Raw genomic sequence first — 14035 nt, forward strand, 5'->3', positions numbered from 1 at the left:
ATGCACCGCCACAGCGGATTTTTCCAAGACAACGGTATCCGGACGTCCTACATTGGGCGCCCTCTCCCCGACCGCATTCCGGAGCCCGCCATGCAACCAGACCGTCACCTGATCCTCTACCACGCGCCGCGCAGCCGATCGGCCGGCGCCCGCATGCTGCTCGAAGAACTGAGCGCCGACTATGAACTGCACACGTTCGACCTGTCGAGCGGCAAGCATCACGACCCCGACTACCTGCGCACCAACCCGATGGGCAAGGTGCCCGCACTGCGCCACGGCGACGTGATCGTCACCGAACAGGCCGCCGTCTACCTGTATGCGGCGGAGCTGTATCCGGAAGCCGGTCTGTCGCCGGCGGCAGGCGATGCGCTGCGCGGACCGTATCTGCGCTGGATGGTGTTCTACGGTTCGTGCTTCGAGCCGGCCGTCGTCGATCGCGCGATGAACCGCCCGCTCGCACCGTACTCCACGTCGCCCTATGGCGACTTCGATACCGTCGTCAACGCGATCGAGACGCAACTGGTCAAGGGGCCGTATCTGCTTGGGGAGCGCTTTACCGCCGCCGATGTACTGTGGGGCGCGGCGCTGCACTGGATCACGATGTTCAAGCTGATGCCCGAGACACCGACGGTGCGCGCGTACATCGACCGCATCCTCGCGCGTCCGGCGATCCAGCGCGCGCAAGCGGCCGACGCCGCGCTGGCGGCGGAGCAGGACCACGCGAAAACGGCCGCCGCACCTGCCAGGTAGCCCACCGGCACAAGGCAACGCGGAACGGGATGCCCGTTCCGCCCGCCTCGTCAGAACACCGTATGCAAGCCGATCCGCGCCACCGTCTGGGTCGCGGAGCTCGAAGCCCCGTTCGGATCCAGCACGCCGTTGACCTGCGCATTCGCGCCGTTGTTCGCACGCTGGTAGTCCGCCGACACATACACCATCGTCCGCTTCGAAAACAGGTACTGAAGCGCCACGCTGACCTGGTGAGCGTGGTTGTTGTTCACCGCTTCATTGCCCTTCATGTACATGTACTTCGCACCCAGCACGACATCCGGCCTGACGTGCCACAACCCGCCCGCTTCGGCCATCCACACGCCGGCATCGTTGAAGGAGTTGTGCACGGTGGTCATCAGCGCATTCGCGGTCACGACACCGAAGTCGTAGTGCATCCCGACGCCCCAGTTGCGCACGCTGGTGGACGGCACGCCGGGCGCGGGGCCGTACTTCTCGTTCGTGTAGGCCGCACCCACACCGAACGGCCCCATGTCGTAGTTCAACCCGGCACTGACCGCGTTGTCCGCGCCGACCGACCCGGCCACCCCGCCGAACGCATACATCGCGCCACCGGAAAAACCCGACACCGTCGGCGAACTGTACTTGACGGAATTCGCGATCGGTTTGCTGCCCGCCGTGCGATCCCAATCGAATGCACCGGTCGGATTACCGGGAAGCGCGAGACGCTGGAACGGGCCATTCCGGAAGCCGTACAGCCCCGAGATATCCCGTGAAATCGCGTTGTTCTTCGAAAACAGCGAATCCACCATGAAATCGTACTGATTGCCCAGCGTGATGCTGCCGAACCGGTCGCTTTCGAGGCCGACGTATGCGTTGCGCCCGAAAATCCCCGTCCCGATGATGCTGCCGTTCGCCATCGAGAACTGGTTCACGAGCGCGAACGTCGCGCGATATCCGCCACCGAGATCTTCCGTCCCGCGAAAGCCGAAGAGATTGGGTGCGTAGATGCCGTCGTCGAACTTGGCGTTCTTTCCGCCGCCCTCGTTGCTGACATAAGAGATGCCGGCATCGATCAGACCGAACATCGTCACGCTGCTCTGCGCCCATGCGCCCTGCGCCACGGCGAGAATCGCCACTGCTCCAAACCTGAGTTTCATTGTGTCTCCGTCTTTTTTATGAAAATGCGAGGCTGCCACCCGCTACGTGGCAGGTGCTCGCTCGATGCTTCACAAGAAATCGCCTTCATTCCGGTGTCGAACGAACGACACATTCAATATGATTAGTCTTACTGATTGATCAATACGATTACCGCCGTATCGACCGGCCCCGCCCATACGCATCGAAGCCCTCGAATCAAGCGCCCCGATAGATGATCCAGGCAGCGGCGTCCACCTCGACAACCACGGCCTCCAACGCCGATCCCGAACAAGGCCCGTCGATACACACGCCATCGTCGAACCGGAACAGCGCGCTGTGATGGGCGCACATCAATACCTGCGACCGGTAACAGGACACGCTGCCCGGTATGAAATCGAGCGGCACCGAGAAGTGCGGACAACGATTCACGTACGCCCATACCTGCTCGCCGCGTCGCACCACGATCACGGGACGTCCGATGCAGGCTTCATCGACGACCCGCGCGCCGCCGTCGGGCACATCGGAAAACCGGCAGAGTTGTCGTGCGTCCATGTCTCACACTCGCTGCTCGGGGTTACCGAGGCTCCAGTCCCACGGCCGCACTTCCACGCGCGAAAACAGCCCTTCCTTCACATACGGATCGTTGCCGATGAACTGCATCACCGCCTGAATGTCGTCCGCCTCCACGACGAGCAGCGTGCCGTTCATCGCGTCGCCGTGCGGGTCCAGCGTCGGGCCGCCGAGCCGCACCACCACGCCGTGCTGGTCGGCCGAGCGCAGGTAAGTCCGATGACTCGGCCGCACGCGATCGCGCACGTCGCGCATGCCCGGCTGGTCCGTCGCAAACACCGCAAAGAATCGCGCCATGACAGTCAGCTCCGGTCGAGGACGAAGTCGTACGTCACTTCGCGATACGGGCCGGTCAGGCCGAACTGACGGGCGAGCGCGTCATCCGCGTCGCACCGGCGATACGCCACCATCAGCGACGGCTTCACGCCGAACACGGCGTCCGACTTCAGATACGGATCGTCCTCGTCGAACAGATGCGTCACGAGCGTACGGCAGCCCGGCGCGTCGATCATGAAGTGCAGATGCGCGGGCCGCCACGGATGTCGGCCGGTGGCCTCGAGCATCTTCCCGACCGGGCCGTCGGTCGGAATCGGATAGCTGATCGGCAGAATCGTCGTGATCGCGTAGCGGCCTTCGGCGTCGGTGCGGTAGCGGCCGCGCAGGTTGCCGTGCGGCTGCGCCGTATCCTGGCCGGAATACATGCCGTTTTCCGCCGTCTGCCACACGTCGAGCAGCGCATTCGCCACCGGCTTGCCGTCGGTGGTCAGCACCCGGCCGCGCACGACCGCCGGCACACCGGGCGTGTACGCCATGTTCTCGCCATACGCGCGCTCGGGCATCCCGTCGATGTAGAACGGGCCGAACACGGTCGTTTCCGTCGCGCCGGTCGCGAAGCGATGGTTGATCGCATCGACCAGCATCGAGACGCCGAGCGTATCCGACAGCAGGATGAACTCCTGTCGCACCGCGTCGTCGCACCGCTTCCCCGTCTCGGTCAGGAAGCGGATCGCGGCCATCCACTCCGCCTCCGTCAGCTCCGTTTCGCGCACGAACGCGTGAAGATGGCGCACGAGGCTCTGCATCAGCGCGCGCAGGCGCGGGCTCGGCGTGCCGTCGAAGCTGGCGACGACCTGCCCGGTCAGCCTGGCGTCGTCGTCATGGTGGTCGTGGCTCATCTCTGTCTCCGTTGACGCGTCGGGCCGTTCATTGCGGCGCACGCCCTTCCCATGCGTGCTGAAGCAGCGCGCGAATCGCCGCGCGTTCGATCGGCCGCGGATTCGCATACGGATTGCGGCACGCGAGGTCGGCCGCTTCGTCGAGACCCGCCTCCGGCATCCCGAGGGCGGCCAGTGCCGGCGCGATGCCGAGCTGCGCGTTCAGTGCGAACAGCAGCGGGCCGGCTTCGGCTGCGTCGTTCCCGCCCAATGCGCGCGCCACGCGGCGCAGCGCATCGGGCGCGGCAGCGTGGTTGTAGTGCGCAGTGTGCGGCAGCATCGCCGCATGCGTCTGCGCATGCGGCAGGTTGAAGGTGCCGCCGAGCGTGTGGCACAGCTTGTGGTGCAGCGCCATGCCGACCGCGCCCAGGCAGGTACCCGCGAGCCATGCGCCGTACAACGCGCGGCTGCGCGCCTCGCGGTTCCCCGGATCGCGCACTACCACGGGCAGCGCCGCGCCGAGCGCGCGGATCGATTCTTCGGCCATCAGGCTGATCACCGGGTTCGCGTCTTCGGCATAGAGCGCCTCGACGGCATGCGCCATCGCATTGATGCCCGATGCCGCCGAAATGTCCGGCGGCAGCGACAACGTCAGCGACGGGTCGTAGAGCACCGTCCGCGGCAGCACGCGTGCGTCGCGCCCGGTGCGCTTCAGCCGGCCCTCCGTGAGCCCGAAGATCGGCGTCATCTCCGAGCCGGCATACGTCGTCGGCACGGCCAGGATCGGCAGCACCGATTCGAGCGCGATGGCCTTGCCGAGCCCGATCGTCGACCCGCCGCCGATCGCGACGCAGCAGTCCGCGTCCAGCTCGCGGGCCATCTCGCGCGCCGCATGTGCGACCTCGACCGGCACGTGCATGACCGCCTGCGCGCAGATGCCGGCGGCACGCTCGCCCAGGATCGCCTCCACGCGCTCGGCGAGCGGCCGCTGCTCGGGCGTGGACAGGATCAGCGCGCGGCGGGCGCCGAGCGTCGACAGCTCGTCCGGCAGCCTGTCGAGCGCGCCCCATTCGAACACCACGCGGGAAGGGGTGCCCTGATAGACGAAGCGATCCATGGCGAACCTCAGCGCTTGAAGTGCGGCGGCACCTTGCCGTCGACGTTGACCCACACCGACCGCGCTTCCGTGTAGTCGTGCATGGCCTCGAAGCCCATCTCGCGGCCGTAGCCCGACTGGCCGACGCCGCCGAACGGGCTGCCCGGATTGACGCGCTTGTAGCAGTTGATCCAGCACATGCCCGCGTTGATCTGCGATGCCATCTTGTGTGCCCGCGAGAGATCCTTCGTCCAGAGGCCGCTGCCCAGCCCGTATTCGGTCGCGTTGGCAATGGCCAGCGCCTCGTCGTCGCTGCCGAAGCGCAGCACCGTGACGAACGGGCCGAACACTTCCTCCTGCGCGACGCGGTCGGCCGCGCTCTTTGCCTCGATGACCGTCGGGCGCACGTAGTAGCCGTTGGCGAGCGCCGGATCCTGCGGCGCGCTGCCACCTGTGAGCACGCGGCCACCCTGTTCGCGCGCGACGTCGACGAACGACAGCACGCGATCGAGGTGCTGCTTCGACGTCAGCGGCCCCATCTCGGTATCGGCGTCGAGCGGGTTGCCGATGCGGATCGACGCGGCCAACGCAACGAAGCGCTCGAGGAACGCATCTGCGATGCGCTCGTGCAGCACCAGACGCGAGCCGGCGATGCACGCCTGCCCCTGGTTGTGGAAGATCGCCCATGCGGCGCCGTTGATGGCCGCGTCGAGATCGGCATCGTCGAACACGATGTTGGCGCCCTTGCCGCCCAGTTCGAGCTGCACGCGCTTCAGGTTGCCCTGCGACGCTTCGACGATCCGGCGGCCGGTGGCCGTCGATCCCGTGAACGCGATCTTGCCGACGCCCGGATGTTCGGCGAGCCGCTGGCCGGCCGTATGCCCGTAGCCGGGGACGATATTGACGACACCCGCGGGGAACCCGACCTCGGCCATCAGCTCGACGATGCGCAGCGTCGACAGCGGCGTGATTTCCGACGGCTTGAGCACCACGGTGTTGCCGGCGGCGAGCGCCGGGCCCATCTTCCAGCTCGTGAACATCAGCGGAAAATTCCACGGCACGATCTGGCCGACCACGCCGATCGGCGCACGCTGCACGTAGTTCAGGAAGCCGGTTTCGACCGGAATCACCGAGCCTTGCAGCTTGTCGGCCATGCCGCCGAAGTAGCGGAAGCAGGCGGCCGTGCGCGGTACGTCGAGCGAGCGCGAATCGCGGATCGGGTGGCCGGTGTCCAGCGATTCGAGCTGCGCCAGCTCGTCCGCGTTGGCCTCGATCGCGTCGGCCAGGCGCAGCAGCAACCGGCCGCGTTCGGCGGCCGGCAGGGCCGACCACTTGGGGAACGCGCGGGTCGCGGCTTCGACGGCCAGGTCGACGTCGGCCGCGGTGGCTGCCGCGATCTTCGTGATGACGGAGCCGTCGTGCGGGTTCAGCACGTCGATCGTGCCGCGGTCGACGGCGTCAACGAAGCGCCCGTCGATGAAGAGTTGGGTTTGCATGAATCGTCCTCGGTGTATTGCAGGAGCGGAAGCGGATGCGCGGCTCAGAACGCGATCGGATACGGCGCGAGCTCGCCGCTCTCGTAGCGTTGCGGCAGGTCGGGCGTCGCGTTTTCCCAGACCAGCAGCATCGACCGCTTCGTGGAATAGCCCTGATGCCGGATGTCGGCAGGCATCGCACAGATGTCGCCGGCGCGCATCGTCACGCGTGCGCGCGGCGCGCCGGTGTTCTTGTCGCCGATGTCCCACACGATTTCGTCGGACAGTTGCAGGAACCATTCGACACGGTCGTTGCCGTGGAACACCGGCAGGATGAATTCCTCGGTGGTCGGGCAGAACAGGCTGCGCCCGCACACCGACGTGACCGACGGATTCCACGTGACGTCCGAGCGCGACAGGTACTTGAACAGGTTGAACGCGTGCAGCTCGCCTTCGAAGCCCGGCTCGACATGCACTTCCGGTTCGTCCTGCGCGACGTCGACGAACGCGCGGTTGACCGGCAGGTCGTCGCGCAGCGGCGAGTCGCCTTCGAGGCCCGGCATGCGGCGCGTCGCGATACGCGTGCGCTCGATCGCCGCACCGTTTTCGCCGTGCTTGCGTCCGAACGCCGTGCCTGTTTCCTCCGGCGCCGCGAACGGGTCGAAGCCCTCGTTCGTCCAGTCGTGCAGCATCGCCTTGAAGGTCGCCATGATCGTGGGCGTGTCGAAGGTCTCGGTGTAGTCGACCCCGGCGTCCTTCAGGATGCCGTTGAAGGTGCCCGCATACATGTCCACCTTGCCGTAGTGATTGCGCGTGCCGAACACGTGGTCGAAGTTCACCCAGCCGTAGAAGAAGCCCCACGCCACGTCGCGCATCATTGCGCGCAGGAACGCGTCAGCCGGCATCGCATGCGTGCGCGTCTGGCCTTTCGCGGGCCAGCAGATCTTCACGAAATATTCGTCGCGCTGGAATTCGAATTCGCCGAGCCGGAAGCGGCGGTAGCCGGTAACGGCATCGGCTTCGGTGGCTTGCACCAGATCGGCGGCAAAGCCCGCGGAAAGGTCGAGGGTGTCGAGGGTGGCCATAACGTGTCTCCTGGAATAGTCGAATGAGGTCGGTCGAATCAGTGCAGGCAGATCTCGGCCCACTTCTCCACGGACAGCTCGCCCAGGACGGTCTGCACGAGTGCGACGCCCGGCTGGCTCGCAGCGAAGCGGTACGCACAGCCGGCCGGCAGCAGCGCCTGGTGGCCTTGGCGCAGCACGACGTAGCCCATCTTGCGGCCGGCCGGCTCGGTGCCGGCGCTCACGGTGCCGCGCCCCGATTTCGGCGGCGTATCGAGCTTGATGAATTCGATCCGGACTTCGCCATCCATCTGGATCACGAACTCGTCGTGCGCGCAGGCGAACCACGGCGACTGGCCATCGGTCCGCAGCACTTCGATCACGTATTCGAGGTTCTTGCCGGCGACGACCTTTTCATAAGGGGCCGACTTCGATGCCACCTCGAAGACATTCGAGAAGGCGTAGTGGCGGGCGCTGCCGCTGGTGATTTCGATCTCGCCCTTCCGGTAACGGTCGAGCGAGCCAAAGACGGTGTGGAATGCCGTGTCGGTCATTTCTGTCTCCTGAGTTGAACCGCTTGTTGGATTCAACTCTAGGGGCAAGGAACCCCCGCAACAAGGCACGGGACGGCGACTACGGCATTTGCGTTTCGCGAATAATCCGTGCGGGTCAACGCACCCAGCCGCGCGCCAGCAGCGGAAGATCCCACGGGGGTTCGTCGCCGATGGTTTCCGCGAGGAATTCGACCAGCGCCTTCACCTTCAACGCCTGTCGCTGCGTGGCGGGATACACCGCGGCAAAGCTCAGCGGCGCGAGCTGGTAGTCGGTCAGGATCGGCACCAGCCGGCCCGCGACGAGCGCCTCGCTCGCCACGAGCGTCGGCAGGCACACGACGCCGCCGCCCGACAGCGCGTACTCGCGCAGCAGGTGCACGGAGTTCGAGCGGATCATGCCCGGCAGCTCCATTTCGACGACCTCGTCGCCGCGCGTCATCGTCCAGCGGTTGCGCGACGGATAGCCCGAATAGAGCGCCGTGGTGTGCTGCAGCAGGTCGCGCGGATGTTGTGGCGCACCATGCGCATCGAGGTAGGCGGGCGACGCGCAGAAGAGGCGCCTGACGGTGAACAGCCGCCGTTCGATCAGCGACTCGGAGATGGGCGGGAAGATCTGGAACGCGATGTCGAACCCTTCTTCGACAGGATCCACGACACGGTCGTTGACGATGACGTCGAGCTGGATGCCCGGGTAGCGCCGGTTGAATTCCATCAGCGGCGCGCCGAAGTGATCGAGGGCGAAACCGGGCAGCACCTGGATGCGCAGCCGGCCGGTCGGCGTCGCGCGAAGCTCGCGCATCTGGTCCGTCAACTCGTTGACGCGCCCCACCACCTCCGCGCACTCGCGATAGAACGCCTCGCCCACTTCCGACAGGCGCACGTGGCGCGTGCTGCGATGGAACAGCGGCGCGTTGACGAACTTCTCGAGCTGCTGGATGCGGTTCGTCACGACGGAGCTGGTCACGCCAAGCTGCCGTGCCGCCTCGGCGAAGCTGCTCGCCTCCGCGACCCTGACGAATGCTTCGATGCTCAGAAACCGGTCCATACCGCGCCCTTTTTCGACAGCGAAACCGGCAGTCTACCCGGGCGGATAGCGGGCTGTGTCATGCGGGACGCGTCACTGTGTCCCCCAATCGATGTCAATCGCCGAGGACACCCGATCCCGCATGCGCCGCCCTGCCGGTGCGGGCCTTACCGCGATTGCTCGCCGGCCGCCAGTTCCGGTCGCACGGCCACGCGACGCTGCAGCACGGCCGGCGCGGTCTCCTTCAGCAGCAGGCTGACCACGATGCCCAGCATGACCGCGCCCATCGGCAACCACAGAATGTTCTGGATGCCAAAGTGTGCGGCGACGTAGCCGCCCATCGCCGGCGCGATGCCGCCGCCGAAGATCTCGCCGACCCCGACCACCACGCCGATCGACGTCGACACGAGCCCGATCGGGGCGGCCTCGGTCGCCACCGGGCCGGACAGCAGCGACACCAGCCCGAGCGTGAAGAACGATGCGACGAACAGGACCCCGAACAGCGCGAGCGGCTGCGGGCCGAGGCCGCGGAAGATGTAGAGCATCACGGCCGTTCCCGCGAAGCCGACGATGCTCGCGAGACGGCGGCCGACCAGGTCGGACAGGCCCGGCAAGCCGAACTGCCCGAGAAAACCGCCGAAGCCGATCGCCGACACGACGAGGCCCATCCTCTGCGTGCCGAGCGCCAGGTAATCGGTCAGGTACAGCGGCAGCAGCGCGCCGAGCACGAAGACGCCCGTCATCGCGCAGCACAGGGCGGCCATCGCCACGAGGATGTTGCGGCTCTTGAGCACATGGCCGAGCGACGCCGGTGCATGCTCAGACGCGACGGCCTGCGTGACCTTCGGCTCACGGATGACGAAGAACATGATCGCGCCGAGGATCAGGCCCGGAACGGCCACGAGCGCAAAGACCCAGCGCCACGATACGAACCCGAGCAGCTGCGTCGCGATGATCGGCGACAGCGCGAGCCCGAACAGCGCGAAGCCGCTTTGCTGCAGGCCGAGGTTCAGCCCGCGCCGCCGCGGATGCGATGCGTCGGCCGTCGCGGCGAAGCTGGTCGGGCAGAACGAGCCTTCGGCCACGCCCATCAGGCCGCGAATCGCCATCAGCCCGAGCAGCCCACCCGCGAGCCCCGAGAAGCCCGACAGCAGCGAGAACGCGATGATGGCCGGGATCAGCACCTTCCTGCGGCCGATCTTGTCGGAGATGCCGCCCATCAGCGCCGCGAAGATGCCCCACGACAGGCCGAGCACGCCGATGCAGTTGCCGACGTCCTGCGCGGTCAGGTTGAGGTCCTTCATGATCGACGGGAACAGCGGCGCGATCAGCCAGCGATCGAGGCCGACCAGCCCGAAGCCGAGTGCCAGCAGCGTGACCGCCTTCCACTCGTATGAGGTATCCCACTCGTTTGCTTTCATGTCCGTCTCCGTGGACACAGGGTCGCCTGCGCGCGCCGGAGCGCCTGCGCATGAGCCAGGTCCGATGTCTTTTGTGTGCGACGCGAATCGCGAGGAAGTGCCGGCTGGCGTTCCGGTTCGAGGCGCGGAATTCAGTCAGCCGACGTCACCACGATAGGTGCAAGGCCGCCAATCGGGTATGGAACAACCGGCGAACGCGCCATTCGCGAAACGCAAATAATCGGGTGGACCGGGCAGAAAGGAGCGGCGGGAGGGCGTGGAGCGGGTGCGCACAAGGTAGACATGGCGCTCGCTCGGGCGTGACGGGGGAATCCCTCATAGACATGGTGAGCGCGCAAGGCACCGCCCATGCGGACCATTCAACACCTCCGACAGGCTGGGCACCGGCCGCTTCAAGCCGGTAGATGCCGCGATTCACCCTGTATCACCCAACGGCGCAATCAGGGCCGAACCCCGTGACGGGCTAGCTTTTCGACTATTGGAATGGTGGCGCCCGGAAGATGTAAACGGTGGCCGGACCCGCTCGTCACGCCTCCGGTTTCGGCTCGCAAATGACTTTCCGGCTCCATGCAGGCAACCCATAGCGAACCATGCAAAAAAGCCGCCCACAGGCAGCCGACGGCAAACGACCCAACCCTGGAACAAACCAGCGAACCCGGACAGTACGAGCGCGATCCCATTCGCATCTCGTCGAATACCGCAACGCGGCGCGATTCATTCGATATCGGACACATACTATTTTCGAACAATCCACCTTCGATTAGATCGACAAAAAACTCCCAACCAATTGCCACGCCCACTCCTCAGACGCGGCCAACACGCCTCGAAGCAAGACTTTCATTAAATAAAAAAATCATCAAAAACGTCAAATACCGTTTCATCAAAATTAAAACGTTATCTGAAAATAAAAATTCATTTCACATCCATCCCGAGATTGATATTATTCACCGCATATTTCAGAGCGCATTCGCTTACTACACCGATAAATCCGTTCGAACTAATACGAATCAGGAACATAAATTACGAGATCGTAGCGATGTCGATTACAAAAACATTCCGGGATTCTGCGTCCGGTCTGGCCGTCGGGAACAAGCGGCCGGTCGATCTCCATTTCGGACAGGCGCAGCGCGCAGTCGGCCATCTGCTGGCGCTTCATTACGCCGATATCCGCGAGGGGCTGATGTCGGGCATCGAAGGGCAACTGACCTGCGTGTCCACCTACGATCATCTGCCGCCTGCGCTGTTTCTCGGTTTGCCCGTATCGGTCCGGCTGACGACCGATCGGGGCAACATCCGGACCATCAACGCGATCGTGCACGAAGTGCGAACCGGTCAATCCGACGGCGAACTGACTGTGTATCAGCTGCATGTGTGCGACGCCCTGTCGCTGATGAACCGGCGCACGAACGCCCGCCTGTTCCGCTCGCTCAGCGTGCCGGACATTCTGGCGACACTGATGAACGAATGGAAACAGCGTAGCCCCGCCCTCGCGCGAGCGTTCGATTTCGACTTGTCGACATTGCAGGCCGAACGCTATCCGACGCGCGAACTGACGCGGCAGGTGAACGAATCCGACGCACGCTTCATTCGACGTCTACTGCGCCGGGAAGGCATCACGGTCTTTGCGAAGCCCGCCCCGATCGAAGGGATACGCGACGTGACCGATGAGCCGCCGATTCACACACTCGTCTTCTGCGACGATCCGCATCGTCTGCCGGACGCCCCGGCCGGCACCGTACGGCTTCACCCGCGCGACGACGGCGTCGAGCAACGCGACACCGTCACCCTCTTTGCGTACGACCAGAGTCTGTCGCCCGGCAAAGTCCGTCGCCCGTCATGGGATTACAAGACCGCTCGTGTGGACGATTTCACGACCGTCACCGGCATCGATCAAGGCGAGTCGGGGAATGATCTTGCGCGCCTGCTGACCGACGTCGCGATCGATATCCCGCACGTCGGCGACTCGTGGAACGATCACGCGCGCATCACGCACGACCGGATGCTGGCCCATCAGTTCGAAGCCGCGCGCTTCGAAGGCATCGGCACCGTGCGCGATATGCTGGTAGGACACGGGTTCACGCTGGCGGGCGACCCCGAGCTGGATATGAAGTCGATCGATCATCGTCGGTTTGTCGTCACCTCGATTCGACACGTCATCTGCAACAACCTGCCGACAGACCTGTCGGGCCGCGCAAGCGGGCTATTCGCGGCAAGCCGCAACCTGACGCCGACCGTCCCGTCGCCCGATGCATCGGCACAAACGAACGCGCGCTACGAGAACAGTTTCACGTGCGTGCAACGCGGTGTACCGCTCAAGCCGTCCTACGATCCGACGATCGATGTGCCGCCGGTTCACCTGCTGACCGGCACGATCGTCGGCACGCAGGGCGAGGACGTGTTCTGCGACAAGGCCGGCCGCGTCCGTGTGCTTATTCATGGGCTGGATCCGGCGGACCATGTCCACGCGCAAGGCGCCGGAACGAACGGCCTGGCCGGCGACAGCGCGCCGATTCGCGTCGCGGCAAGTCTCGCGGGCGACTGCTTCGGTGCGCTGTTCCTGCCGCGCGTCGGCATGGAGGTCCTGCTGGGTAGCCTGTCGGGCGATCCGGACCGTCTGGTGATCATCGGGGTGTTGAGCAACGGCGCGAACCCGCCCGCGACTTTCAGCGATACCGGCGCGCTTCCGGGCAATCGCTATGTGTCCGGGATCAAGACGAAGGAAATCAGGGGCCGTCGGCACAACCAGCTACGCCTGGACGATACGCCGTCGCAAATCTCCGCGCAGTTGGCAAGCGAACATGCGCATACCCAGTTGAATCTCGGCTATCTGACGCAGCCGCGCGTGGATGGATACGGGAACGATCGGGGCGAAGGCGCAGAGCTGCGCACCGACGCCGCTGCGGCGTTGCGCGCCGCCAAAGGCATGCTGTTGACGACCTATGCGCGTTCGCACGCGACCGGTGGTCAGCTCGATCGCGATGAACTGATTCACTTGCTCGATCGATGCACGGAGCTGTTCAAGTCGCTCGGCGATCATGCCGGCCAGCATGGCGGGCAATCCGCCGACACGGCCGGCCAGGACAACATCGCCAATGCATTCCGTCACTGGAACCCCGGCGGTTCAAAATCCGGCGCCACGGGCGACGCATCCGCGCTCATGGCGTTCGGGGCGCAAGCGGGGTCGCTGAACGTCACGCCGAAAACGCACGTCATGTATGCGGGCGAGAACATCGATCAGATTGCGCAGCAACACATGCAAATCACGAGCGGCGAGCGGATCAATCTGCATGCCGGGCATGGCGTCGCGATGTTCGCGCACAGCAACGGCGTATCGGCGATCGCGAATCAGGGGAAAGTGGCCATTCAATCGCAGAACGACGACACGCAAATCGAGTCCGGCAAAAACATCCAGTTGACTGCGGCCGACGGCAAGCTTGCCGGCACGGCAAGCGACGAAGTCGTATTCGTTACGTCCGGCGGCGCGTATCTCAAGCTGCATGGTAGCGATATCGAACTGGGATGCCCTGGCAAGTTCACCGTGAAATCGGACGGTCATGCATGGGACGGCCCCGCAAGCATGAGCGTCGACCTGCCGACATTCGATCAACATACGCTCGGCCGCGTCCCGAAGCTGATCCGCCCAACGGACGGTAACGCGGCACCGGGGTTCGAAGGACAGATTCGAAAGGTATCGGGAACGGTGTCGAATTTGACGACCGACATGGCCGGGGAACTGCCGGCGATCGATACCGACCGGTTCGAGAAGCTGGCGGTGCAGTTCACCAAGAAGAATGTTTAACGCACGCGC

General features: G+C 65.0%; 13 protein-coding genes. 2 read left to right on the forward strand and 11 right to left on the reverse strand.

Going from position 1 to position 14035, the window contains the following annotated elements:
• The first annotated feature begins 90 nt into the window (after nucleotides 1–90).
• The gene (locus tag LGN19_RS28515; protein WP_226218427.1) at nucleotides 91–750 is read left to right on the forward strand and encodes a glutathione S-transferase family protein; all 660 of its coding nucleotides are present in this window, start codon (nucleotides 91–93) and stop codon (nucleotides 748–750) included.
• A gap of 50 nt (nucleotides 751–800) precedes the next feature.
• On the opposite strand, the gene LGN19_RS28520 is transcribed toward LGN19_RS28515, so the two are convergent.
• From LGN19_RS28520 to LGN19_RS28570, 11 genes are all read right to left on the reverse strand, one after another.
• Nucleotides 801–1889, reverse strand: coding sequence for a porin (locus LGN19_RS28520; RefSeq protein WP_122948747.1), 1089 nt, complete (start codon nucleotides 1887–1889; stop codon nucleotides 801–803).
• Between the two features lie 196 nt (nucleotides 1890–2085).
• Nucleotides 2086–2421 carry a Rieske (2Fe-2S) protein gene (locus LGN19_RS28525; RefSeq protein WP_175219136.1) on the reverse strand — a complete coding sequence of 112 codons (336 nt, stop codon included), beginning with the start codon at nucleotides 2419–2421 and terminating at the stop codon, nucleotides 2086–2088.
• A gap of 3 nt (nucleotides 2422–2424) precedes the next feature.
• Nucleotides 2425–2736 (reverse strand): YciI family protein, encoded by a 312-nt coding sequence (locus LGN19_RS28530; protein ID WP_122948745.1) that lies wholly within the window; start codon nucleotides 2734–2736, stop codon nucleotides 2425–2427.
• Nucleotides 2737–2741: 5 nt separating this feature from the next.
• Complete coding sequence (locus tag LGN19_RS28535; RefSeq protein ID WP_226218428.1) at nucleotides 2742–3614, reverse strand: intradiol ring-cleavage dioxygenase; 873 nt, start codon at nucleotides 3612–3614, stop codon at nucleotides 2742–2744.
• Nucleotides 3615–3642: 28 nt separating this feature from the next.
• Entirely contained in the window at nucleotides 3643–4710 is a 1068-nt protein-coding gene (locus tag LGN19_RS28540; RefSeq protein WP_226218430.1) for a maleylacetate reductase, read from the reverse strand.
• Between the two features lie 8 nt (nucleotides 4711–4718).
• On the reverse strand, nucleotides 4719–6185 hold the full coding sequence (locus tag LGN19_RS28545) for an aldehyde dehydrogenase family protein (RefSeq protein ID WP_122948742.1): 1467 nt from the start codon (nucleotides 6183–6185) through the stop codon (nucleotides 4719–4721).
• A gap of 44 nt (nucleotides 6186–6229) precedes the next feature.
• Nucleotides 6230–7249, reverse strand: coding sequence for a hydroxyquinol 1,2-dioxygenase (locus LGN19_RS28550; protein WP_174959058.1), 1020 nt, complete (start codon nucleotides 7247–7249; stop codon nucleotides 6230–6232).
• Nucleotides 7250–7287: 38 nt separating this feature from the next.
• Entirely contained in the window at nucleotides 7288–7782 is a 495-nt protein-coding gene (locus LGN19_RS28555) for a hydroxyquinol 1,2-dioxygenase (protein WP_122948741.1), read from the reverse strand.
• Between the two features lie 115 nt (nucleotides 7783–7897).
• Nucleotides 7898–8827: a LysR family transcriptional regulator gene (locus LGN19_RS28560; protein ID WP_122948740.1), complete on the reverse strand. Its 930-nt coding sequence runs from the start codon at nucleotides 8825–8827 to the stop codon at nucleotides 7898–7900.
• A 146-nt stretch (nucleotides 8828–8973) separates the two neighbouring features.
• The gene (locus LGN19_RS28565) at nucleotides 8974–10227 is read right to left on the reverse strand and encodes an MFS transporter (protein ID WP_226218432.1); all 1254 of its coding nucleotides are present in this window, start codon (nucleotides 10225–10227) and stop codon (nucleotides 8974–8976) included.
• Nucleotides 10228–11224: 997 nt separating this feature from the next.
• Entirely contained in the window at nucleotides 11225–11383 is a 159-nt protein-coding gene (locus tag LGN19_RS28570; protein ID WP_226218545.1) for a hypothetical protein, read from the reverse strand.
• 24 nt (nucleotides 11384–11407) lie between these two features.
• Here LGN19_RS28570 and LGN19_RS28575 point away from each other — a divergent pair, with 24 nt between their 5' ends.
• A complete protein-coding gene (locus tag LGN19_RS28575) occupies nucleotides 11408–14026 on the forward strand; it encodes a type VI secretion system Vgr family protein (protein ID WP_264173215.1) in 2619 nt (872 codons plus the stop codon).
• The last annotated feature ends 9 nt before the right edge of the window (nucleotides 14027–14035 follow it).

The organism is Burkholderia sp. AU30198 (assembly GCF_020419825.1).
Lineage (GTDB): Bacteria > Pseudomonadota > Gammaproteobacteria > Burkholderiales > Burkholderiaceae > Burkholderia.

Excerpts from the sequence above, each read along its gene's own strand:
- LGN19_RS28515 (WP_226218427.1), top strand. The coding sequence starts at position 91 with ATGCAACCAGACCGTCACCTGATCCTCTACCACGCGCCGCGCAGCCGA.
- LGN19_RS28520 (WP_122948747.1), bottom strand. The coding sequence starts at position 1,889 with ATGAAACTCAGGTTTGGAGCAGTGGCGATTCTCGCCGTGGCGCAGGGC.
- LGN19_RS28525 (WP_175219136.1), bottom strand. The coding sequence starts at position 2,421 with ATGGACGCACGACAACTCTGCCGGTTTTCCGATGTGCCCGACGGCGGC.
- LGN19_RS28530 (WP_122948745.1), bottom strand. The coding sequence starts at position 2,736 with ATGGCGCGATTCTTTGCGGTGTTTGCGACGGACCAGCCGGGCATGCGC.
- LGN19_RS28535 (WP_226218428.1), bottom strand. The coding sequence starts at position 3,614 with ATGAGCCACGACCACCATGACGACGACGCCAGGCTGACCGGGCAGGTC.
- LGN19_RS28540 (WP_226218430.1), bottom strand. The coding sequence starts at position 4,710 with ATGGATCGCTTCGTCTATCAGGGCACCCCTTCCCGCGTGGTGTTCGAA.
- LGN19_RS28545 (WP_122948742.1), bottom strand. The coding sequence starts at position 6,185 with ATGCAAACCCAACTCTTCATCGACGGGCGCTTCGTTGACGCCGTCGAC.
- LGN19_RS28550 (WP_174959058.1), bottom strand. The coding sequence starts at position 7,249 with ATGGCCACCCTCGACACCCTCGACCTTTCCGCGGGCTTTGCCGCCGAT.
- LGN19_RS28555 (WP_122948741.1), bottom strand. The coding sequence starts at position 7,782 with ATGACCGACACGGCATTCCACACCGTCTTTGGCTCGCTCGACCGTTAC.
- LGN19_RS28560 (WP_122948740.1), bottom strand. The coding sequence starts at position 8,827 with ATGGACCGGTTTCTGAGCATCGAAGCATTCGTCAGGGTCGCGGAGGCG.
- LGN19_RS28565 (WP_226218432.1), bottom strand. The coding sequence starts at position 10,227 with ATGAAAGCAAACGAGTGGGATACCTCATACGAGTGGAAGGCGGTCACG.
- LGN19_RS28570 (WP_226218545.1), bottom strand. The coding sequence starts at position 11,383 with ATGAAGCGCCAGCAGATGGCCGACTGCGCGCTGCGCCTGTCCGAAATG.
- LGN19_RS28575 (WP_264173215.1), top strand. The coding sequence starts at position 11,408 with ATGTCGGGCATCGAAGGGCAACTGACCTGCGTGTCCACCTACGATCAT.